This is a genomic window from Streptomyces sp. NPDC050738, assembly GCF_040654175.1.
Classification (GTDB): domain Bacteria; phylum Actinomycetota; class Actinomycetes; order Streptomycetales; family Streptomycetaceae; genus Streptomyces.
Genome location: NZ_JBFAHN010000004.1, coordinates 35466 through 56437, shown reverse-complemented (window position 1 = coordinate 56437; position 20972 = coordinate 35466). Strand labels below are relative to the sequence as shown.

General features: G+C 70.2%; 21 protein-coding genes. 11 read left to right on the top strand and 10 right to left on the bottom strand.

Annotated elements, in window-relative coordinates:
* Positions 1-19: 19 nt before the first annotated feature.
* Both AB0H78_RS11835 and AB0H78_RS11830 read right to left on the bottom strand, forming a co-directional pair.
* Positions 20-862, bottom strand: a complete 843-nt coding sequence (locus tag AB0H78_RS11835; protein WP_363234187.1) for an ABC transporter permease subunit — start codon at positions 860-862, stop codon at positions 20-22.
* Positions 859-1800, bottom strand: a complete 942-nt coding sequence (locus AB0H78_RS11830) for an ATP-binding cassette domain-containing protein (protein WP_363234186.1) — start codon at positions 1798-1800, stop codon at positions 859-861. The genes AB0H78_RS11835 and AB0H78_RS11830 overlap by 4 nt, the downstream gene beginning before the upstream one ends.
* A gap of 133 nt (positions 1801-1933) precedes the next feature.
* Here AB0H78_RS11830 and AB0H78_RS11825 point away from each other — a divergent pair, with 133 nt between their 5' ends.
* From AB0H78_RS11825 to AB0H78_RS11815, 3 genes are all read left to right on the top strand, one after another.
* Positions 1934-3166: a histidine kinase gene (locus tag AB0H78_RS11825; RefSeq protein ID WP_363234185.1), complete on the top strand. Its 1233-nt coding sequence runs from the start codon at positions 1934-1936 to the stop codon at positions 3164-3166.
* Positions 3163-3822, top strand: a complete 660-nt coding sequence (locus tag AB0H78_RS11820) for a response regulator transcription factor (protein WP_363234184.1) — start codon at positions 3163-3165, stop codon at positions 3820-3822. Before AB0H78_RS11825 ends, AB0H78_RS11820 begins: the two co-directional genes overlap by 4 nt.
* A gap of 136 nt (positions 3823-3958) precedes the next feature.
* Positions 3959-4411 (top strand): hypothetical protein, encoded by a 453-nt coding sequence (locus AB0H78_RS11815; protein WP_363234183.1) that lies wholly within the window; start codon positions 3959-3961, stop codon positions 4409-4411.
* A 79-nt stretch (positions 4412-4490) separates the two neighbouring features.
* Here the strand turns inward: AB0H78_RS11815 and AB0H78_RS11810 are convergent, their stop codons facing one another.
* Both AB0H78_RS11810 and AB0H78_RS11805 read right to left on the bottom strand, forming a co-directional pair.
* A complete protein-coding gene (locus AB0H78_RS11810; protein ID WP_363234182.1) occupies positions 4491-6890 on the bottom strand; it encodes an FtsX-like permease family protein in 2400 nt (799 codons plus the stop codon).
* On the bottom strand, positions 6887-7579 hold the full coding sequence (locus tag AB0H78_RS11805; protein WP_363234181.1) for an ABC transporter ATP-binding protein: 693 nt from the start codon (positions 7577-7579) through the stop codon (positions 6887-6889). The genes AB0H78_RS11810 and AB0H78_RS11805 overlap by 4 nt, the downstream gene beginning before the upstream one ends.
* Before the next feature lie 214 nt (positions 7580-7793).
* On the opposite strand from AB0H78_RS11805, the gene AB0H78_RS11800 reads away from it, so the two are divergent.
* The 6 genes from AB0H78_RS11800 (at position 7794) to AB0H78_RS11775 (ending at position 13664) form a co-directional block, all read left to right on the top strand.
* Positions 7794-9164, top strand: coding sequence for a histidine kinase (locus tag AB0H78_RS11800; protein WP_363234180.1), 1371 nt, complete (start codon positions 7794-7796; stop codon positions 9162-9164).
* On the top strand, positions 9161-9853 hold the full coding sequence (locus AB0H78_RS11795; protein WP_363234178.1) for a response regulator transcription factor: 693 nt from the start codon (positions 9161-9163) through the stop codon (positions 9851-9853). The genes AB0H78_RS11800 and AB0H78_RS11795 overlap by 4 nt, the downstream gene beginning before the upstream one ends.
* A 33-nt stretch (positions 9854-9886) precedes the next feature.
* Positions 9887-10306: a carboxymuconolactone decarboxylase family protein gene (locus AB0H78_RS11790; protein WP_363234177.1), complete on the top strand. Its 420-nt coding sequence runs from the start codon at positions 9887-9889 to the stop codon at positions 10304-10306.
* Between the two features lie 59 nt (positions 10307-10365).
* Positions 10366-10839: an SRPBCC family protein gene (locus AB0H78_RS11785; RefSeq protein ID WP_363234176.1), complete on the top strand. Its 474-nt coding sequence runs from the start codon at positions 10366-10368 to the stop codon at positions 10837-10839.
* A 278-nt stretch (positions 10840-11117) separates the two neighbouring features.
* Positions 11118-12629, top strand: a complete 1512-nt coding sequence (locus tag AB0H78_RS11780; RefSeq protein WP_363234175.1) for a glycosyltransferase family 39 protein — start codon at positions 11118-11120, stop codon at positions 12627-12629.
* Between the two features lie 51 nt (positions 12630-12680).
* Positions 12681-13664, top strand: coding sequence for a zinc-binding dehydrogenase (locus AB0H78_RS11775; protein WP_363234174.1), 984 nt, complete (start codon positions 12681-12683; stop codon positions 13662-13664).
* On the opposite strand, the gene AB0H78_RS11770 is transcribed toward AB0H78_RS11775, so the two are convergent.
* The 5 genes from AB0H78_RS11770 to AB0H78_RS11750 all read right to left on the bottom strand — a co-directional run bounded on the left by AB0H78_RS11770 (position 13661) and on the right by AB0H78_RS11750 (position 19412).
* Positions 13661-14260 (bottom strand): hypothetical protein, encoded by a 600-nt coding sequence (locus AB0H78_RS11770; RefSeq protein WP_363234173.1) that lies wholly within the window; start codon positions 14258-14260, stop codon positions 13661-13663. The genes AB0H78_RS11775 and AB0H78_RS11770 overlap by 4 nt on opposite strands.
* Before the next feature lie 118 nt (positions 14261-14378).
* Positions 14379-15173: a hypothetical protein gene (locus AB0H78_RS11765; protein WP_363234172.1), complete on the bottom strand. Its 795-nt coding sequence runs from the start codon at positions 15171-15173 to the stop codon at positions 14379-14381.
* A gap of 106 nt (positions 15174-15279) precedes the next feature.
* Positions 15280-17418 (bottom strand): aminoglycoside phosphotransferase family protein, encoded by a 2139-nt coding sequence (locus AB0H78_RS11760; protein WP_363234657.1) that lies wholly within the window; start codon positions 17416-17418, stop codon positions 15280-15282.
* Between the two features lie 248 nt (positions 17419-17666).
* A complete protein-coding gene (locus tag AB0H78_RS11755) occupies positions 17667-18374 on the bottom strand; it encodes an HAD-IA family hydrolase (protein ID WP_363234171.1) in 708 nt (235 codons plus the stop codon).
* Positions 18375-18518: 144 nt separating this feature from the next.
* Positions 18519-19412 (bottom strand): GntR family transcriptional regulator, encoded by an 894-nt coding sequence (locus tag AB0H78_RS11750; RefSeq protein ID WP_363234170.1) that lies wholly within the window; start codon positions 19410-19412, stop codon positions 18519-18521.
* A 171-nt stretch (positions 19413-19583) separates the two neighbouring features.
* On the opposite strand from AB0H78_RS11750, the gene AB0H78_RS11745 reads away from it, so the two are divergent.
* Positions 19584-19772 carry a hypothetical protein gene (locus AB0H78_RS11745; protein WP_363234169.1) on the top strand — a complete coding sequence of 63 codons (189 nt, stop codon included), beginning with the start codon at positions 19584-19586 and terminating at the stop codon, positions 19770-19772.
* Between the two features lie 2 nt (positions 19773-19774).
* Here AB0H78_RS11745 and AB0H78_RS11740 read toward each other — a convergent pair whose 3' ends face one another.
* The gene (locus AB0H78_RS11740) at positions 19775-20620 is read right to left on the bottom strand and encodes a GntR family transcriptional regulator (protein ID WP_363234168.1); all 846 of its coding nucleotides are present in this window, start codon (positions 20618-20620) and stop codon (positions 19775-19777) included.
* Between the two features lie 152 nt (positions 20621-20772).
* Between AB0H78_RS11740 and AB0H78_RS11735 the strand changes: the two genes are divergently transcribed.
* Positions 20773-20961, top strand: coding sequence for a hypothetical protein (locus tag AB0H78_RS11735; RefSeq protein ID WP_363234167.1), 189 nt, complete (start codon positions 20773-20775; stop codon positions 20959-20961).
* Positions 20962-20972: the final 11 nt, after the last annotated feature.

Sequence of the window (20972 nt, the reverse complement as noted above, 5' to 3'; positions counted from 1 at the left end):
CCGGTGCCCGGTGCCCGGCTCACAGGTCGCGGCGGTCCACGACCACCAGCGCCAGGACCACCGCGACCAGCGGCCAGATCGCCAGCACCAGCCAGGCGCCGGCGTCCGTGGTCGGGTACGGGAGGCTCCCGTGGAAGTCGACCGTATGCAGCCGGCGCCAGGCGTCGTGCGGCATGGCGTGCTTGAAGACGGCGGACCAGTAGCGGTTCTCGGTGAAGAACAGCGGCACCAGGAGCAGCAGCCCGATGACCGAGCCCGTGGCGGTGGCGCTGTGCCGGATCAGAACGCCGAGGCTCAGGCCGACCAGAGCGCACACCGGCGCGAGCACCGCACAGGCCAGCATGCCCGGCAGGATGCCCGGCTCGGTGAGGGAGAGCCCGACCCCGCGCCCGGACTCGATGGCCTGGCTCGCCCAGAACGATCCGAGCGTGGCGACCAGCCCGAACACCAGCATCAGGGCCGTGAGCACGGTCATCTTCGCCGCCATCAGGGAGCGGCGGGCGGGCACGGCCGCGTAACTCGTGCGGACCATCCCGGTGCTGTACTCGCCGACCGCGGCCACCGCCCCGATACAGCCCGTGAACAGCATCATGAGCATCGCGGAGATGTCCGTGAAGGACGACTCGTAGGGCCAGCTGGGGAAGAACTGTTCCTTGATCTGCGGGCTGTAGTGCGGCCAGTTGGTGTAGTCGGCGAGGGCGGCGTTGGCGTTGGCGCCGATCACCACCAGCACGCCGAGCCCGGCCGCCCAGCGCAGTGAGCGCAGCGACCAGAGCTTGAGCCACTCCGAGGCGAGCAGATCACGGAAGCGTGCGGAGGTCTCCGCGGCAGCGGTCTTCGGTACGTACGTGAGCGTGGTCATCGGCGGTCTCCGGCGAGGTATTCGACACTGTCGGCGGTGAGTTCCATGAACGCGTCCTCCAGGGAGGCGTTCCGGGTGGCCAACTCGGCGAGCTGGACCTGGTGTTGGAAGGCGAGCGCTCCGATGCGCTCCGCGGAGAGCCCGGTCACGGTCAGGGTCTTCGCCTGATCGCGCTCCTGATCCCGCTCCTGATCCCGCTCCCGCTCCACCGAAGCGCCTTCGCCGATCAGTACGGCCGCGAGCGCGCCGGGGTCGGGGGTGCGCACGGTGACGCTGAGGCGGGTGGAGCGGGCGGCGAAGGCGGTCAGGGGCTCGTCGGCGATCAGTTCGCCGCGGCCGATGACCACGAGGTGGTCGGCGGTGTGCTCCATCTCGGACATGAGGTGGGAGGAGACGAAGACCGTACGGCCTTCGGCGGCCAGCCGCCGGAAGAGATGACGCACCCACAACACCCCTTCCGGATCAAGGCCGTTGAGCGGCTCGTCGAAGAGGAGCACGGGCGGGTCGCCGAGCAGCGCGGTGGCGATGCCGAGCCGCTGCTTCATCCCGAGCGAGAACCCGCCGATCCGGCGCCGGGCGACCTCCGCGAGACCCACCTCCTCCAGCACATCCGTCACCCGGGAGGCCGGGAGCCGGTTGGAACGGGCAAGGAGGGCGAGGTGGGCGTGGGCGCTGCGTCCGCCGTGGACGTCGGACGCGTCGAGGAGCCCGCCGATGTGCCGCAGGCCGCGCGGCCGGTCCCGGAAGGTGCGCCCTTCGACGGTGACGGTGCCACTCGTGGGGTCGTTCAGGCCGAGGATCATCCGCAGGGTCGTGGACTTCCCCGCTCCGTTGGGACCGAGGAACCCGGTGACATGTCCGGGGCGCACGGTGAAGGTCAGGCCGTTGACCGCGGCGGTGGACCCGTAGCGCTTCGTCAGTTCGTTGGCTTCGATCACAGGAGCAACGGTGCCGGTCCGGCCCCCCGCCCCGCATCGGACCACGGGGAGCAATCACCGCAGGTGGGTCCCCTCCTGGATGTACAACCCTGGTCCAATGTGCGGCCGGATTCTCCCGGCTACGCTCGGCCTCATGTCCGCGATACCGCCCTCCTCTTCCCCCCTGCACAAGCGCGTCCCGCCCGGCGCCTGGGCCGCGCTCGCCTGGTGCGCGGGGCTCGCCTTCACCTTTCTCGTACGGGTCAAGCTGCCCGGTGAGTCGGTGGCTGCCGAGCGGGCCTCGGCGCAGTTCTTCCGCTGGGACGGCCTGATGACGACGGCGCTGGGCACCGCCCTGGCGCTCGCGGGCAGCGCGCTGCTGCGCCGGGGGCCGCTCGCCGCGCTCGGGCTGATGATCGCCGGCGCGGTCACCGCGACGACGTCGCTCGGCGCCGGGGAGATCCAGCTGCCGCAATTCCTGGCGGTCGCCGTCGCCCTGTGCTTCGTCGCGTCCTCGCTGCCGCGCCGGATCTCGGTCGTCGCGGGCGCGCTGGCCGTCGGCACCCCGGTCGTCTACGCGGTCGTACGGCTTCTCATGGGCTGGCCCATCGGCACCTCGGCGCTCATCGCGGTGGCCCTCACGGCCGCCGTGGCCTGGCTGATCGGCGACTCGACCCGGGCCTCCCGGGAGCACGCCGTGCAGCTGTCGGCGCGTGCGGCGGACCAGGCGGTCACCGCCGAACGGCTGCGGATCGCGCGCGAGATGCACGACCTGGTGGCGCACAGCATCGGGATCATCGCCCTCCAGGCGGGCGCCGCGGCCCGGGTCATCGAGACCCAGCCGGGCCGGGCGCGCGACGCTCTGACCGAGGTGGAGACCGCGGGCCGCGAAACACTGTCGGGGCTGCGCCGGATGCTGGGGGCGCTGCGCCAGGCGGAGCCCTCCACCGGTTCGGATGCCGCCGCGCTGCACCCCACACCCGGCCTCGCGGACGTCGAGCGACTCGCTGCCGCGACCACGGCAGCGGGGGTACGGGTCGAGGTCCGGTGGGTGGGCGAGCGGCGTCAACTCCCGCCGGAGATCGACCTGTCGGCGTACCGCATCATCCAGGAGTCGGTCACCAACGTGGTGCGCCACTCGGGCACGACGTCCTGCCGGGTGACGGTCGACAGCCGGGCTGCGGACGGCGTGTCGGTGGAGATCGTGGACGGCGGGCGCGGCTCTTCACCGAACGCGGGTTCCGGCTCCGGATCCGGCTTCGGCCTGATCGGCATGCGCGAGCGGGTCTCCCTGCTCCAGGGCGAGTTCACCGCGGCCCCGCGCCCGGGAGGCGGCTTCCGGGTGGCCGCGACCCTGCCCCTCCCCGTACTGGCGGCGAGCCGATGATCCGCGTCCTGCTGGCCGACGACCAGCCGCTGATCCGCACCGCACTCCAGATGGTCATCACGGACGCACCCGACCTGGAGGTGGCGGGCGAGGCCGGGACGGGCGAGGAGGCACTGCGGCTGACAGCCGAACTCCGCCCGGACGTCGTGGTGATGGACATCCGGATGCCGGGCATGAACGGCATCGAGGCAACTGCGCAGATCACAGCGTCCGGCAGCCCCGCACACGTCCTGATGCTGACCACGTTCGACGACGACGAGTACATCTACGGCGCCCTGCGCGCGGGCGCCGGCGGCTTCCTGGTCAAGGACATGGCGCTGGAGGAGATCCTCGGCGCGATCCGGGTCGTGGCGGCGGGCGACGCCCTGATCGCCCCGAGCGTCACGCGCCGCCTGATCGCGGAGTTCGCGGACCGCCCGGCGCCCGCGCCCGCCCCGGACCGCCGGGTCCTGGAGGGGGTCACGGAACGGGAGGGGGAGGTGCTGGTCCTGGTCGGGCGGGGGCTGTCCAATCCGGAGATCGCGGCCGCGATGTTCATCAGCATCGCCACGGTCAAGACGTACGTGACCAGGCTCCTCGCCAAGCTGAACGCCCGCGACCGCGTCCAACTCGTCATCCTGGCCTACGACTTGGGCCTGGTGGAGGCGGCGAAGTGAGGGTCGCCCGGCCCACACCTTTATGAGCCGACTGCACCAATTTGGGTGAAGAACACACAGAATCTGCACTCCTCCCCCTGGGGCGAGCCATGGTCACTTCAGAGAGATCGAGCTCAAGGACACAAAGGATGAGGCAGTGATTTTCAAGCGTGCCACCACACTCCTGGGCGCAGCCGCACTCACCATGCTGCTGCTGCCGGCCGACGCACACGCCGCGGGCATCACCTGCGGCGGCAGTACGTCGGTCGGCCCGCTGGGCATCAACGGCTGTATCAGCGCCCAGCGGGGATCGCTCGGCGACCTCCCCACCCGGGACATCTCGGCGCACATCAAGGTGCACAACACCGGCAAGCGGGCGCTGAACATCGAGTACGAGGCGTACGCGAGCGCCGACAACGGCGACTCCTGGGCCCGGGTGGGCACCGGGCGCAACTCCGTAGGCGCGGGCCAGACGCTCGGCCCCGTGGAAGTAGGCAGCACCACCCGGGTGTGCGCCCCTCAGCGGGTCGTGATCCGCGTCCATGCCAGGGCCGTCGGCGGCGCGTGGAGCAACTGGTCCTCCGCGGCGACGAAGCAGTGCCAGACCTGAGCGAGAACTGAACACCCGGCACACGCACGCGGCCCGCCACCTGGAGTGGCGGGCCGCGTGCGTGTGCCGGGTGTCCCCCTCACTCCGTACGCAGCGCGTTCGCCGTCCCCGTCCTGGCCGCCCACCCCGCCGGGAGCAGCGCCCCCGCCGCCGCGATCACCAGGCCGCCGAGCGCCAGCACGGCCAGCAGCCGGGCGTCGTAGACGTCGATGTCGGCGGAGGGGATGTTCGTGCCGACGCCGTGGCCCATCTGCGGGGTGATCCAGCCGTGCACCGCCATGCCGACCGGGACCCCGACGAGGCCCGCGAGCAGTCCGGTCGCGGAGACCGAGGTGAGGACCATGGCGACGGTCTGGCGCGGGGACATGCCCAGCGCCTTGAACACGCCCAGGTCGTGGACGCGTTCACGGGTGTCGAGCACCACCGTGTTCAGCACGCCGAGGACCGCCACCGCGACCAGGAGCAGCGTGAGGGTCGCGATCAGCGCCTCCATGATCAGGATGACGCTCGACGAGGAGTCGAACAGCTCAGCGGTGCTCGCCGCCGCCGAACCCGATCCCTCCAGCGCGGTATTGAGACCGGAGAGGTACTTCGTCACGTTCGTGCCGGAGGTGAGATCGATATTGAACTGGCTTGCCTTCAGACCTGGTTGGAGGGCGGCGAGCGATGCGGACTGGGTCCGTACGCCCATCCCGTCCTCCGAGAGGTCGAACGCCTCTCCCACGATCCGGAGCCGGAAGCTGTGTCCCTGACTGGTGAGCGTCACGCTGTCGCCGATCTTCACGCCCGCCGCATGCAGGAAGCGGGTGGGGGCGACCGCCTCGCCGGGGGCGGTGAACCAGCGGCCCTCGTACATCCGGTACGCACCCCAGGAGGAGTCGCCCTCGTAGGCCGTGACCGGGACCGACGCGGTGATCCCCGGCACGTGCACCTCGAGGGCGGTCGTCCCGAAGTACGCACGGGTGCCCGGCTGCGCGCGGATCGCGGCAGCGGTCGCGGCCGGGTCGGAGAGCGCGGGCGCGTGGCCGCCCTCCGACGGACCCTGCTGCGTTCCAGGCCCCGGCTGTACCGCGACGGCCCCGATGCCGTCCCTGTCGCGGTCGTCCTGGATCGCGTTGAGGGAGAGGTTCAGGCCGACCGCGAAGGTGACGGCGACCGCGCCGAAGGCGACCGCCACCGCGACCGTCGCCGTACGGGAAGGCCGCGCGAAGGGGTGGGCCAGGCCCAGGCTCAGCGAGCGCGGCAGCGGCAGGCGCCCCACCAGGTTCTGGATACGGCGGCCGCGCCCGGCGCGCGGAGTGCGCCCGACGGTGATCACCTGGGCGGTCCGCAGCCGACCCGCCCGCAGCGCGGGCACCAGGGCGGTCGCGGTGACCAGGGCGAGCACGAGGGCGGGCACCGCGAAGTCGACCCAGAGCGGGATCAGCAGGGTGCCCGTACGGTAGGCGCCCGCGACCTCGCCCATCAGCGGCACGGCGAGCAGATTGCCGCACAGGACACCGAAGCCCGTCCCGGCCAGGGCGGGGATCAACGCCTGGCCGACGTACGCCCGCACGACCTGGAACGGCGTGAAACCAAGGGACTTGAGGATGCCGATGCGCCGCGTTCCCGCGACCACCGCGCCGCTCACCACCAGCGAGATGATCAGGACGGAGAGCAGCAGTCCGAGCACGGCGAAGGCCACGACGAAGGGCACGAACGCCCCGGTGTTGCTGTCCGCCCGCTCCTTGACCGAGAGGTACGACTGCGCGCCGGTCAGCGCCCGTGAGGGCACGGCGGCGGCGAGCGCGGTGCGGTCCGCGGCGAGCTGGGAGGTGGTGGCCGCGGAGTCGAAGCGGTAGAGCATCTGATACGCCGTCTTCGCCGACTGAGCTGTGATGGCGGTGAGTTGGGCCGGTGTGACCCACCCGTCCGCGCTCTGTCCCACCGAGGTGGCGATCCCCACCAGCTTCAGCGTCGTGGCGCCGGGCGCGTCCGTGACCTTGACCTCGGCGCCCAGCTTGGCCTCCGACGGGATGCGGTCCGCGCTCAGCACGATCTCGCCCGCCCGCCTCACCCACCGGCCGCTGTCCAGGGAGACCTTGTCGACCGCGCCTCCGGCACTCGCCCGGGCCGCGACCGTCGACTGCGGGAGCTGCATGCCGACATCGTGCGGATCCATACCCGGCGGCCCCACCGGCATCTGGACGCGCAGGTTCAGCGGCGCGACGGCGTACGGTCCCGCCGCCGCGGTCACCCCCTTGGCGCGGGCGGTCGCCGCGAGCTGCGCCGCCGTCGCCTTCGTACCGTCGAACTGAGCGGTGAGGTGCGCCCCTTGCTGCCGCGCGAAGGCGTGGTCGAAGGGCGCCTGGGAGGCGACGACGAGACCGACACCGAGGATCGAGAAGGCGACCGCGATGAGCGTGGTCAGCACCAGCACCGTGGTCTGGACGCGCCGTCTGCCGACGCCCGAGCGGACCACCCTGCCCAGGGCGCTCATCGGGCCACCGCCCGCACGTGGTCGCGGGCGATCCGGCCGTCGACGAGCTCGATGGTGCGCGTCGCGCAGGCCTCCGAGAGCGCCAGGTCGTGGGTGACCAGGACGATCGTCTGCCCGTCCGCGTTGAGCTCGGTGAGCAGTTGGCGTACGTCGTCGCCGGACGCGGTGTCCAGGGCGCCGGTCGGCTCGTCGGCGAGGAGCAGCGAGGGCCGGTTCATCAGGGCGCGGGCGACGGCGACGCGCTGGCGTTCGCCGCCGGAGAGCCGGCCGGGGTAGGCGCGGGCGTGCCGGTCGATGCCGAGGTAGGCGAGGAGTTCGTGGGCACGTTCGCGCGCCTCGGGCCGTGCCATTCCCGCGAGTTGGGCCGGCAGCAGCACATTGTCGGCGACGGTCAGATCGTCGAGGAGGTTGAAGAACTGGAAGACCATGCCGATGCGCTCGCGCCGGTACTTCGCCGATGCGGCCTCCCCCAGCTGATCCACGCGCACCCCGCCGACGGTGACGCTGCCCTCGCTCGGCCGGTCGAGCCCGGCGACGAGATTGAGCAGCGTCGACTTCCCGCTCCCCGACGGGCCCAGGACGGCGAGGGCCTCACCGGCCCGGACGGTGAGGTCGAGCCCGTCCAGGGCGGGCGGCCCGCCGTCGTACTTCTTGCTCGCCGCACGGATCTCGATCAGCTCTTCGGCCATGACGGAGCCCTCCAACAGGGTTGCGCTGCACGGGATTTGAGACTCAGACGCTAGAGGCGGCGCCTCGCCGGGCGCGTCGCCCGCTCTGCCCACTTTCCGTACACCGCACGAGCGAGCGGCGCGCCTCGTCATCCTTGAGAAGTACGCGGTCGATGTACGGCCATGCCCTCCGAGGGGGATGCCCCGGGCGCCGGTGACCCCCCACACTGAGCTGGTGGAAGGGACCGACACCCTACGGCGGCGCCTCTCCGGAGCCCTCGCCCCGATCCGCGCCTTCAGAGCGCTGACCCAGACCACAGGGCCGCTGCGTCCTTCGGCCGGGCCGGCGTCCCGCTGGGCCCTGATCGCCGACGCGATCCTCGCCCTGGTGCTGGCCTCCTTCGCCACGGCGAGCCTCGCCCTGTCCGGATCGGACGCGAACGCCGACACCGACGCCCGCCACGTCGTGCTCCCCCTGGGGGTACGGGTGGACCGGCCCGAGCCCCCGGACCCGCCCGAGCCCGGGGCGGCGCAGGACAGCTTCCCGCACAGCTACGGCGCGGACCACCCCTGGCAGCTGGTGGCGGCGGCGCTGACCGCACTGCCCCTGCTCGTACGCCGCCGCTACCCCCTGGCCGCCTTCTGGTGCGTCGTCGTCGCGACGCTGGTGATCCGCTCGGGTGCGAGCAACGACGGCGCGATCCTGATCGCCCTCACGTCCTGTGTCGTCGCCGGTTACAGCGCCATGATGTACAGCCCCTACCGCCACGCGACGGTCGTCAGCCTGGTGACGGGAGTGATGCTCCTCGCGGTGCTGCGCAACGGGGAGATGCCGGATGCGGCCACCGGCTATCTGCCGTTCCTCGTCCTGCTCTCGGCCGGGCTCACGGCCAACGCGGTGCACACCTGGCGGCAGCGGACGCAGACCCTCCAGGAGGAGCACGCGGCGGCGACCCGGCTCGCGGTGGAGCGCGAACGCGCCCGTATCGCAAGGGAGTTGCACGATGTCGTGACACACAACGTGAGCGTGATGGTGATCCAGGCGGGCGCGGCCCGCAAGGTGATGGACGCGGCACCCGACCAGGCGCGCGAGGCGCTGCTCGCCGTGGAGACGGGCGGGCGGGCGGCCATGTCGGAGCTGCGCCACGTCATGGGCCTGCTGACGATGAACGACGAGGGCGGCCCCGACCCGGCGATCACGGCGGACCTGGCCCCCCAGCCCGGCCTCGGCCGCCTCGCGGCGCTGGCGGACGGGGTGCGCGACACGGGGGTTCCGGTCGAACTTACGGTGACGGGGGCGCCCGCGACCCTGCCTGCGGGGGTCGACCTGGCGGCGTACCGCGTCGTGCAGGAAGCGCTGACCAATGCGGTGAAGCACGCGTCGGGAGCCCGGATCCGTATCGCCGTGGACCACACGCCCGGCGCACTGCGCATCGAGGTGACGGACACCGGCGGCACCCCGACCGCGGCGGTCCGCGCCGGCAACGGCCGGGGCCTGATCGGCCTGCGGGAGAGGCTGGCGGTCTACGGTGGCACCCTCCGGGCGGGCGCCCGTCCGGCGGGCGGGTACCGGGTGCACGCCGACATACCCCTGGAGGCCCCGTGACCGCGACCGCACCACCCGCGCCGCCCCGTGTGGTGATAGCCGACGACCAGGCCCTCGTCCGTACGGGCTTCCGCATGATCCTGGCCGCGGACGGCATCGACGTCGTGGGCGAGGCGGCGGACGGCCTCCAGGCGCTGGAAGCGGTCCGCGCGACGCGCCCCGACGTCGTACTGATGGACATCCGGATGCCCGAACTGGACGGCCTGAAAGCCACCCGCCGCATCCTCACCGGCGCCCCCGGCGAACCACGCGTGATCATGCTGACCACTTTCGACCTCGACAAGTACGTCTACGCGGCGCTCGCCGCCGGCGCCAGCGGCTTCCTCCTCAAGGACGTCACGCCCGAGCACCTGACCGCGGCGGTACGCCTGGTCCGCACCGGCGACGCGCTGCTGTCCCCCGCCATCACCCACCGCCTGGTCGAACGCTTCGCCGCCCGCGAGGGCCACACCGCGACCCTGCACCGCGAACTCTCCACACTCACCCCGCGCGAACTGGAAGTCCTCAAGCTCCTCGCCACCGGCCTGACCAACGCCGAACTGGCCGCGCGTTTCCACCTGAGCGAGACGACGGTCAAGACGCACGTGGCCCGCATCCTCAACAAACTCGGCCTGCGCGACCGCACGCAGGCGGTGATCGTCGCGTACGAAACGGGCCTGATCACTCCGGGACTGCACCCCGGACCTTGACGTCGAGCGCACTCGAACTCTTACGGTCTCCCTATGAACCCTACGAACGCCCCCGAGACCGGCCAGGACCGCTTCGACCGGGGCATGGAGTGGCTGAACCGCATCGTCGGCGACGGCGGCCAGAACGTGGTCGACTCGCTCGCCGACATCTCGCCCGCACTGGGCGACACGATCGTCGCCTGGGGGTTCGGCGACATCTACTCACGCCCCGGACTCGCCCCACGCGACCGCCAGTTGGTCACCCTCGGCATGCTCACCGCGCTCGGCGGCTGCGAGCCCCAGCTGGACGTGCACGTCAATGCGGCCCTCAACGTCGGGCTGACCCCGCAGGAGATCGTCGAGGCGCTGCTGCAGTCGGCGGCGTACTGCGGCATCCCCAAGGCCCTCAACGCGACGAACGTCGCGAAGAAGGTCTTCAGCGAACGGGGCCTGCTGCCGGTCGAGTCCAAGTAGGCCGTCGACACGGAGCGTTGCCATAGGATTACGCTCCGACCCTCCGAGGAGACGCCCTGATGCGAGCCCAAGCCACGACCGTCCTGCCGTTCCCGCTCGCGGAGGTCTGGGCCACCGTCTCGGCGTTCGACGACATCGCCCTGTGGCACCCGCTGATCAGCACCAGCGAGGGGGTGGGCGGGGGCGGACCGGCGTCCGGGCCCGGCCGGGTACGCCGGCTGACCACCATCGACCAGCACACCATCAGCGAGCGGCTGGTGGCCGTCGACGAAGGGCGTTCGCTCACCTATGAGTTCGTCGACTCACCGTTCCCCGTGACGGGCTATCGCGCCGCGGTCCACCTGGCCGCGGCGGACGGCGGTACGACCGAGGCATGGTGGGTGGCCGACTTCATCCCGGACGACCCGCGGGCCGCGGACGAACTGGCGGGGATGTTCACGGACAACGTGTTCGTCCCCGGCCTGAAGGCACTGGGCGAACACCTGCGCACCTGCGAGCCGGTGCCGGCGAAATCCAGCCCGTCCGGCGCTTGAGGACACGGGACCGACCCACCCCGGACACCTCAAGCCCGTCCGGCTCCCGCACCTGCGAGCCGTGCTCAGCAAATTTCAGCCCGTCCGGCGCTTGAGGACACGCGGCCGAAGGTCGCGTACGGGGGCGCAGGGGGCGGAGCCCCCGCACACCGGGGCCCGGGGGCTCCGGGGGTCTGGGGCCCCCACGCGGCGGAGCCGCAAATGTCACATAGCAGGGCTGAGAGGCGGGTTCGGGGACAGGTCTACTGTGGCCCCCATTCCGCACGTACTCTCCGCCCATGGGCGCCACGGCCGCCAAGGCCGACCACCACCAGGACGAACCCACGGCCCCGGGCCCCGCCCCCTTCGCGGCAGCCCCCGTAGCCGCGATAGCCGCCGCCCTGGCAGCGATCCTCACCGCCCTCTCCCCCCGCTACGGCTTCCACCGCGACGAGCTGTACTTCCTCGCCGCAGGCCACCACCCCGCCTGGGGCTACACGGACCAGCCCCCGCTCACTCCACTGATCGCCCGCGCCGCCACCACACTCTTCGGCGAGAGCCCCGCAGGGTTACGCACAGCGGCAACTCTCTTCGTGGCCGCAGCAGTTGTGACCGTCGCCGCCATAGCCCGCGAACTCCACGCCGGCCGCCAGGCCCAGATCCTGGCCGCGCTGACAGCGGCCACCTCCGGCTTCGTGGTCGGCATCGGCCACCTCCTCTCGACCGCGACGTTCGACCTGCTCGCCTGGCTGGTGATCACCCTCCTCGTCCTGCGCCTGCTGCGTACGGGCGACACCCGCTGGTGGCTCGCGATCGGCGCGGCGGCCGGCATCGCCGTGGAGAACAAGTACCTGATCGTCCTCCTCCTCGCCTCGCTCCTCCCCGCCCTCGCCCTCCAGGGCCCCCGCCGCCTCCTGCGCTCCCCCCACTTCCTGGCAGGGATCGCCCTGGCCGCCGCCCTCGCCCTGCCCAACCTCATCTGGCAGGCGACGCACAGCTGGCCGCAGTTCTCCGTCGCGGGCGGCATCAGCGACGACGACGGCATGGAGAACCGCGCCCTCTTCTTCCCCGACCAACTCCTCTACCTCTCCCCCCTCTACGTGCCGATCTGGGCAGCCGGCTGGCTGCATCTCCGCCGCACACCGGCCCTGCGCTGGGCCAGGTCGCTCACGATCGCCTACCCCCTGCTCTGCTTCTGGGTCATCGCCGCGGGCGGCAAGGCGTACTACGCGATCCCCCTCCTCCTGGTCCTCCTCGCGGCAGGCTGCGAGCCGGCCGTCCGCTGGGCACACCGCCGCCTCCTGGCGACCGCGGTGGCGCTCACCGCGGCCATGACGGCGGTCCTCTCCCTCCCCGTACTGCCGGTCAGCGCGATAGGAATCCCCCAGGCGGTCAACGCCGAGGTAGCAGAGGAAGTCGGCTGGCCCCAACTCACGGACGCCGTGGCACAGGCGTGGTCGAAGGTCCCGCCCTCGACACGCCCCCGGGCCGTGATCCTCGCCCAGAACTACGGCCAGGCAGGCGCCCTCGTGCGCTACGGCCCCTCCCGCGGCCTCCCCACCCCGTACTCAGGCCATATGAGCTTCGCCGACTGGGGCCCACCCCCGGACTCCAGGGACGGCCCGGTGATCCTGATCCTCCAGCGCGGATCGACAGGCTACGAAGCCGACTTCACCGCCTGCCGCGAGATCACCCGGGTCGACAACGGCCACGACGTCGACAACGAGGAACAGCACGCGGCGATCATGCTCTGCACGGGCACGACAGAGCCCTGGTCCGCGCTCTGGCCGCACCTGCGCCGCCTCTACTGATGCCGGAACCCCCTTGACCTCAAGGGCGCTTGAGGTCAAAGACTCACTCCCATGACGACAATCCGAGCAATCCAGGTCACCGAATTCGGCGCCCCGGAGGTCCTGCGAACAACCGTGGTCCCCGCCCCCGTCCCGGGCCCCGGCGAGGTCCTCATCCAGGTCTCCCACATCGACACGCTTTTCATCGAGACGCAGATCCGTACGGGCTGGGCCCGCGACTACTTCCCCGTACGTCCCCCCTACACCCCCGGCGGCGCACTCTCCGGCACGGTCCTGTCCACGGGCCCGGACACGGACCCGTCCTGGAAGGGCCGCAGGGTGGTGGCGGGCCCCGGCCTCACAGGCGCGTACGCGGAACAGGTGGTGGCCTCCACCACCCAACTCACCCCCATCCCAGCCCCCTTGAGCCTCCTGGACGCCGCAGCCCTGGCCACGGACGGCGTCACCGCCACCGGCATCGTGGAGGGGGTACGTATCGGCCCCGGAGACCGGGTCCTGATCCTGGGCGCGGCGGGCGGCATGGGCACACTCCTGGTCCAGCTGGCGCACGCGGCGGGCGCGCATGTGGTCGGCGCGGCGCGCGGCGCCGAAAAGCTGGCCCTGGTGACCGAGTTGGGCGCGAACGCCACCGTCGACTACTCCACCCCCGACTGGCCGGCCGAGGCGCGCAAGGCACTGGGCGGCACGGGAGCGAACGTGATTTTGGACGGAGTGGGCGGCGAACTGGGCCTACAGGCCTTCGCGTTGGCAGCAGACGGCGCCCGGGTCTCCGCCCACGGCGCCCCGAGCGGCGGCTTCGCCCCCATCGACCCAAAGGAGGCGGGGCGCCGCAGCATCACCCTGCGCGGCATCGCCGACGTCCAGTTCGCCCAGGAGGAGATCTCCCGCCTCTCGGCCAAGGTCCTGGCCCAGGCGGCCGCGGGCACCCTCCGCCCCACGATCGCCGCCACCTACCCCCTGGACCGTGCGGCGGAAGCCCACACGGCGATAGAAGCCCGCGCCCTGGCGGGCAAGGCGATCCTCACAGTCGCTTAGAGGGTGCCCCCGAGCTCCATCTCCCCGCCCAACTGCTCCCAGTACGAATCGAAGAACCGCTGCGCGGCCTCCACCTTGAACGCCTGATCCCGCCGGCTGTACGGAAAGAGCTCCGCCCCCAGCCCGATCGAGTCGACGATGGTCCCTCCCGCGCCTTCGGCGGGCGCGGGAGTCCACTCGTCCAGCGTGTAGTACCCCTCCAACAGCTGCTCCCCGTTGAGGAGATACATCTTCAGCGTGGGAGTCAGCGGCACCTTCCGAATCCCCACGGACACCTCGTCCACCAGATCCCGCCGCTGCAGACCGAGCAGCGAATCCCGCAGCGACCGCGCATGGGAGACCACCATGTCCCGGTGCCGCTTACGCGGCCGATCGTCGTCCGGATCCCCCACGGACCGCGGAAACGCGAGCCGTATCCCCGTCACATCGGGCAGCATCAGCCGCAGCCGAATGCTCCGCGGCGAGATCTCCCCACCGGCGATACGCCGGGCCTGCGCCCCCAAATGCATGTCGAGCGTCTCGGAGGTCAGCGACAGCACGTCCAGCACGACGACATCCGCATCAAAGGCCGTATGCAGATGGTGCCCCAGACTCACGAGCGCGGACTCTCCCCGCGTCGGCCTTCCGCCACCGTCCGTCTCATGACCCACCACAGCGCCACCCCCTGGATTAGGCGTTGAACACGTCTCATTTGTACGGTACTCACCCGAGACGTCAACTCTGCGGCACATTGCTCCATGCCGGCTCGACGGCGAACTCCCACTCGTTGTCGAGGTCCTTCACCCACCGGGCGACGGCGCTCTCGCTCTGGGCGCGCGACCACACGTACAGATCGGTCATGTATCCCTTGGGGTCGTACATGGCATGCGACCCGTAGTCCTGCTGGGTGGCGATGTTGTACCGGCCGTGCAGGACGAGCTGGTCGTTGAAGATGCAGATCTTCTCGCGTGGCACGCCTTGGTACTGGCGGTAGCCGAACTCCACCCTCACCCGCCCCAGAGCAGCCAGCTGGTCGGTCACATGCTGCAGGTCGTCGCGGTAGCGGCGGCACTTGCCGTCGAGCCTCGCGCGGAAGACCGGATCGTCCTGCGGGGTGCCGTCCGGGCCGACCCTGGCAGGTACGACCATCTGCTGTGAAAAGTCCGGCACCATCATCCTTATGGTGACGCTCTGCGTATTTCCCGGATTTCTCACCAACTGCTCCAGCTGGCTGACCATTTTGCTCACCAGCGTTTCCCCCGTGTACCCGAAAAAACAGACGGTGACCTCGCGTGCGGAGAAGGCGGCGGCCACCTGGTCGCCCAGATCGTCCGACTCCATCACCTCCCGCGCGTGCACCTGGTCTCGCGCGGAGATCTCCTTGACCGCGTCGTACAGGATGTATCCGACCAGGCTGAACAGGGCTCCCCCCAGGAACGTCTTGTCCTGGAGTGCGTCACCGATCGGTTTGACGAACTGCGCGACCAGGCCGGTCACGAATATCCCCAGCAGCAGAATCCGCGTCACCACGGGTTCCGCTCTTTCCAGATACGACTTCAGCCGCTGTCCGCCGCCACTTCCCGCTTCACCGCCAGCCACCCGAACTTCCCCCAACTCCCGCCGCACACAGGGTTGTTCACTGCATGAAGCTCAGCGCCCTCGACCTCGAATACATATAGTCACCCTCGGCGAGCGCAAGAACAAGATAGGGATTGGCCGCAGGCCTGGAGCGCAGCCCCAGCGACGCCGTCGCCGCCGACAGGGTCATCGCGTACGAGTCGACGGCCCTGCGGACGTTGGGCGCATCAAGGCTCTCCCCGGTCACCAGCCGGTCCAGATCCACGTACGCGGAGCGGACGATCTCGATCCACCGGTAAATGTGCACGTCCTGCTCCCACCCCCGCACATAGTCCTGCCCGTGCGCCGCAAGGCGCCGGTGCCAGCGCTGCAGCATGCGCTGGCGGATCTCCGCACGGTTGGGGGTCAGATGCAGATGGCGCACGAGGTCGTACAGAGGATCGCCCACCATCGCCATCTCCCAGTCGATGATCGTGAGTTGGCCTCCTTCGGCTCCTCGGACGAGATTCCACGGGTTGAGGTCGCCGTGCAGCAGTACAGGCTTCCGGGGGGTGACCTCATGCCGGGCCAGGATTTCCTTGAGGCGCCGCGCCGGCGGTAATCCCAGCGCTCCGGCCAACTGCAGCGACTCCTTGGGCAGCCGGTCGACGAGCTCCACCAGCCTGTCGCTCAGCCACTGGTAGAAGACCGTGCTTCCCATCGTCGGATCGAGCGCCCGGGTGTCCACCTCGACGAGAGCCACCAGTTGTCCGACCAGATCGTCCGCCTCGTCCGGCAGCAGTCCTTGTACGGGGTGATCCGGGGGCCTGGAGCTGTCCACCGGCCCTTCGTAGGAGTGGACGGCGAACTGATCCGTCGGTTCGCTGACGCCGAGGGCGAGGATCTTCGGCACCCGGACACCCCGCAGCCCTTCGAGGGCCTGGAGCACCGCATGCTCGTCCAGAAAGCACGGCTCCCTGCGGCTGACCTCACGGACCTTGCGCCGCACCACGACCGTCGCGCGGATGCTCTCGACTCTGACCACCGTATTGAGGTGACCGGTCCCCTTGAAGACCTGAGCAGCCGTTGCGGCCCCCTCCGCATCCAGGGCTTCGGCGACAGCGGCCGCGGGAAAGTTCGGGTGTTCGGGCACCCGCACATCGGGGACCCAGCGCAGGCCGGCCGCCGGATGCCGTACCCGGCTGGAGCGCCCGGTGCGGGCAGCGTGCCACCGGTAGAGAATCCTCTCCACTTCGCCGGGCCCGGGGATTCCCCGCAGCCTCAAAGGCCCCTGCGCTGCCGTCAGCGCCTGGATGACCGCCTCGCCGGCCCGGGGCAGGTCGACGGGCTCCGCATCGTCACCGAGGGATCGTGCGGCCCGCATCACGTCCGGGTAGACCGACTGCGCGCGTTCGAAATCCACGTAGTGACGAAGATCGGACTCCATGCCGTTGACCGCATCGGGTCTGGTCACCTGTATGGCACGGCACCACGCTTCCTTGACCTCGTCCTTCTGGAAGTCCGGGTACTGCATCCGCACCAGATGCGTGGCGAGGTCGTGGAGCGGATCTCCGTAACTGGCCAGTTCCCAGTCCACGCAGATGAGGGGCCAGTCGCCGCGAAAGGACACGATGACGTTGTCCCGATGGAGATCCGTGTGCAGCAGGCTGAACGGGCGCGGGGCCATCGGTGGAAGACGTCCCGCGAAGGCGGACATCGCGTCGTCGGGCACCCCGAGCGCCGCGAACAGCCCGCCGAATTCAGCCCAGTTGGGCTGTCTGACCTGTTCGTCGGTGAGGTTCGCGAGCGTACGCAGAAACGACCGGCTGTGTCCGTCACGCGGCCAGTGTCCGGGAAGCCGGGGAAGGTTCTCACGTCTCAGCACCATCATCTGGGCCAGCAGGCCGGTCAGAGCGGTGATCAGCCGGGTGTCCACCGGCTTCCCGTTGCGGCAGATACTGGAGAGCGGCACACCCTCCACATAGCTGTGCACAGCGGTGTCCCCGACCTTGGCCAGGCACTCGGGCACATGGGGAAGCACGCCCTGGATGGCGGCCAGGATCCGGGACTCGTCCTGCCATGTCCTGACAACCACAGGGAGTGTGTCGGGCACCCGCTGGCGGACCATGACACGGGCGCCCGGCGCCCGCCCCACGAGCCGCGCCATGGGGCTGTCCAGCGTCACCAGGAAGTTCTGGTTGTGGTGGCCCTGGGACATCTCGCCACCGCTGAGTGCGCGGTGTGTGAAGTCGGCGAACACAACGGGATCGCTGAGCCGCGAGGCGCGATGACCGGCCGCGGGGGGACTGCCCACGGGCCGCTCCTGGGAGACTCTCGCGGTGGATCAACAGTGGGCCACACCCTAGCCCCCAACCACGTTTACCACAGCGCCGATTGGGTACCCGCTAGCCCCTGTGGGTGAAAGAAAGCTTGAAACTGGACTGGCGTGCGACCCCGGCTCATGTTCTACGCCTGAACGTTTCGCCTCCGTACAGCTTCAAGCACCGGCAACATCGAGTCCACCACGGCCTCCGCACCCGCATCGTGCAGCCGCTTCGCCTTCTCCTCGCTGCGGGCGTAGCCGAGGAACAGCACTCCGGCCGCCTGCGCCGCGTACAGATCGGTGACGCTGTCGCCGACCATCAGGGAGCGGGCGGGGCGTGCTCCGAGCGAGGCCAGGGCACGGCGGATGCAGTCCGGGTCCGGCTTGAGCAGGTGAAGATCGGTGGTGCGGCCGTAGACATGGGGGCCGAAGCAGGCGGTGAGGCCTCGGCCTTCCAGATAGGCACGCGCCACCTGCGGGGAGTTGTTGGTGGCGATGGCCAGGCGCACGCCCACCGCCCGCAGGGTCTGGATCAGCGGGTCCGCGTACGCGGTCGGCCAGGCGGTCTGGGCGGCGTGCAGCTCCTCGCGCGTGAGGCGCTCCTCCAGTTCCTCGACCAGATCGCTGCCCGGGTGGATGCGGTCCACGGCGCGCAGCACCGCATGCGGGTCGCCTGACGCCCGCTCCTCCTCCGTCAGCAGCACATGACGGCCGTGCTCCTCCAGCCAGGCGACCAGGCTCTCCGCCACCTGGTGCGCATGGTGCCCGGCGAACAGCCTGCAGATGGGACCGTCGAAGTCGAAGAGAACGTTCTCGGCCTCGGCGATCACCCGCTCAACATTCTCGATCACAGGTGCCGCCCATTCTGTCTGAGTCGCGTCAGAAGTCACTCAGAGAGTGTCAGCTCCGCACTGGTTGATTCCCAGAGTGCGTCGGACGGCTTCTTCGGGCCATCCACAGCACCACGGCCCGGGGCGGCGCCCACCGAGGAGAGGTCACTCGAAGAGTCTCAACTCCGAACTGATGGTTTCCCAGAGGGCGTTGAACCACTTCTGCGACTCCTCCACATACGCCGCGTCCCGGCCCCCGTCCCCGCCCTGGAAGGAGAACAGCAGCGACTTGACCCCGAGCGCGTCGTAGATCTCCAGCTGCTTCTCGCCGACCTCCTCCTCGCGTCGGGTGACCAGGTAGTACCCGAAGAGCGCCTCGGAGTTGTTCAGGAGATACAGCTTCATCGGCGGGGTGAACGGCAGCGCACGGAACTCCACGGAGACATCGATCCCGTACGGGCGCAGCGCGCGGAGGTTGTCGCGCAGGACCTGGCCCTGGGAGTTGCGCTGGCCCAGCCAGCGGCCGTGGACCGCGTCCTGGTCCCGGCGGCCGTCGTCGACCGCCGTCGGGAAGGCGAGTTCGATCTCTCGGCTCGGGAGCAGGATCCGGACCCGTACCGTCTCTGGCTTGATCTGTTCCGCGTGAATCAGCCGCAGGGGCTCGCCCAGCGCCAGGTTGAGGGATTCGGCCGTCAGGCTGACCACGTCGATACGGACGTCGGTCTCGGCGAACGCCTCCGCGAGGCGGGCGGCCAGCGCGACCATCGTCGGGCGGGGCTGGTCGCTCGCGGGGGGCCTCGGGACAGCGGCCGCGGTGCGCTCCGCGATGCGGGCGGGGGCGCCCCGCGTGACGTGCGTGAGCAGGCCTTCGCCCTGGAGGATCTTCAGCGCCTGGCGGATGGTGCCGCGCTCCACGCCGAACTCCTCGACGAGGGCTGCCTGGGTCGGCATGGGGTCGCCGGCCTTGAGGTCACCGCTGCATATGCGCTCGCGCAGGGTGTCGGCCACTTCTCGGTGGGAGGGCTTTCTGCCGTTCACTGAGGTGCTGTTCTGGCTCACATCTAGACGCTACAACTCCAAGCCATCTAGCGGGAGTTGATTCAAAGTTGTTTATTGATCGTGACCAAGTGGAGATAACTTGGGTGTAGTTGGTTGCCAACTTCGGCAACCTGGTCGCCAAGCGGCCGCCTCCCCGCCCATCGGCAAGTTGGCCCCGAAGGAGGAACCACCATGCCCGCCCTTGTCATCTTCACCACCATCATCGTCGTCGCCTTCGAAAGTCTCGTGCAGCTGCGCTATGGAGCGATGAGCGCCATCGGTCTTCTCCTGATCGCCATCGGGGCCAAGGCGAAGAGCCCGGTCGTCGCCGGGGCAGGGGCCCTCGTGCTGCTGGTCACCGCGGCCGGACCCGGGTCCTAGGGCTACGGGGCCTCCAGGCTCAGCGGCGACGAGATCGTGTTCCAGATCGCGTCGAACCACAGCTGCGACTGCTCCACGAACGTCGCGTCCCGCACACCCGCACCCTGCGCGAAGGGAAACAGCATCGACCGTGTCCCCTGGGTGTCGTACATCTCCAGGGGCTGGTCGTCGATCTCCTCCTCGCGGCGGCCGATCAGGTAGTACCCGAAGAGCGCCTCCGCCCCGTTGAGCAGATACAGCTTCACCGGCGGCGTGAACGGCAGCGCGCGGAACTCCACCGTCACGTCGATCCCGTGCGAGGAACGCAGGGCCAGCAGGTTGGCCTGCAGCACCTGGCCCTGCGCATTGCGCTGCGCCAGCCAGTTGCGGTGCAGCCGCTCGTCCTGCCCGTCGGCCACCGTCGTCGGGAAGGCCAGATCGATGTCGCGGCTCGGCAGCAGGACGCGTACGGACACCTTGGCCGGCTGGATGCGCCCCGTGTGGATGCGCCGGATCGGCTCGCTCAGCGCGAGATTCAGCGAGGCGGACTTGAGGCAGAGCGCGTCGATCTCCACATGGCGGGCGGCGAACGCCGCGTCCATCCGCGTCGCCAGCGCGACCATCGTCAGCTGTGGCGTCCGTACGGCCCTGGTGGTGAGGTCCGCCACCGTCGCGGGCGCGCCCTTGGTCACATGGGTCAGCAGCTGCTCGTCCTGGAGGATCTTCAGCGCCTGGCGGACCGTGCTCCGCTCGACCCCGAACTCGACTGCCAGCCTGGCCTGCGTCGGCATGCGCGTCCCCGGCTGCAGGCTCCCGTCCTTGATACGGGACCGCAGCTCATCGGCGACCGTGCGGTGCGACGTCTCCACCCCTCAACAGTACAACTGCCAGCCAACTATGAGGAGATATTGAGGAGATGGTTATGCAATCGCGCATCCAGGGGACAACTCAAGATGAGTTGGTCGCCAACTAGCCGTTGCAGTCGGCTAGTTGGCGACCAAGGACCCAAGGAGGCAACGCCATGCCGCTCTTCGCTCTCCTCGCCGCCGCCACCGCTGTCGGCCTCGATCAGCTCGTCCAGGGCCAGTTCGGGATCATGGGCCTCATCGGCCTCGGTCTGCTGACCGCCGGCGTCAAGGCCAAGAACCTCGCCTGCGCCAGCTTCGGAGCCGTCGTCCTGGTCGTCCTCGTCCAGCCCCTGATCGCCTAGCGCGACGCACC

What these genes read in the sequence shown, in the direction of transcription:
- AB0H78_RS11835 (WP_363234187.1), bottom strand. Translation starts at nt 862, where the DNA reads ATGACCACGCTCACGTACGTACCGAAGACCGCTGCCGCGGAGACCTCC.
- AB0H78_RS11825 (WP_363234185.1), top strand. Translation starts at nt 1,934, where the DNA reads ATGTCCGCGATACCGCCCTCCTCTTCCCCCCTGCACAAGCGCGTCCCG.
- AB0H78_RS11820 (WP_363234184.1), top strand. Translation starts at nt 3,163, where the DNA reads ATGATCCGCGTCCTGCTGGCCGACGACCAGCCGCTGATCCGCACCGCA.
- AB0H78_RS11810 (WP_363234182.1), bottom strand. Translation starts at nt 6,890, where the DNA reads ATGAGCGCCCTGGGCAGGGTGGTCCGCTCGGGCGTCGGCAGACGGCGC.
- AB0H78_RS11805 (WP_363234181.1), bottom strand. Translation starts at nt 7,579, where the DNA reads ATGGCCGAAGAGCTGATCGAGATCCGTGCGGCGAGCAAGAAGTACGAC.
- AB0H78_RS11790 (WP_363234177.1), top strand. Translation starts at nt 9,887, where the DNA reads ATGAACCCTACGAACGCCCCCGAGACCGGCCAGGACCGCTTCGACCGG.
- AB0H78_RS11785 (WP_363234176.1), top strand. Translation starts at nt 10,366, where the DNA reads ATGCGAGCCCAAGCCACGACCGTCCTGCCGTTCCCGCTCGCGGAGGTC.
- AB0H78_RS11780 (WP_363234175.1), top strand. Translation starts at nt 11,118, where the DNA reads ATGGGCGCCACGGCCGCCAAGGCCGACCACCACCAGGACGAACCCACG.
- AB0H78_RS11775 (WP_363234174.1), top strand. Translation starts at nt 12,681, where the DNA reads ATGACGACAATCCGAGCAATCCAGGTCACCGAATTCGGCGCCCCGGAG.
- AB0H78_RS11760 (WP_363234657.1), bottom strand. Translation starts at nt 17,418, where the DNA reads ATGTCCCAGGGCCACCACAACCAGAACTTCCTGGTGACGCTGGACAGC.
- AB0H78_RS11745 (WP_363234169.1), top strand. Translation starts at nt 19,584, where the DNA reads ATGCCCGCCCTTGTCATCTTCACCACCATCATCGTCGTCGCCTTCGAA.
- AB0H78_RS11735 (WP_363234167.1), top strand. Translation starts at nt 20,773, where the DNA reads ATGCCGCTCTTCGCTCTCCTCGCCGCCGCCACCGCTGTCGGCCTCGAT.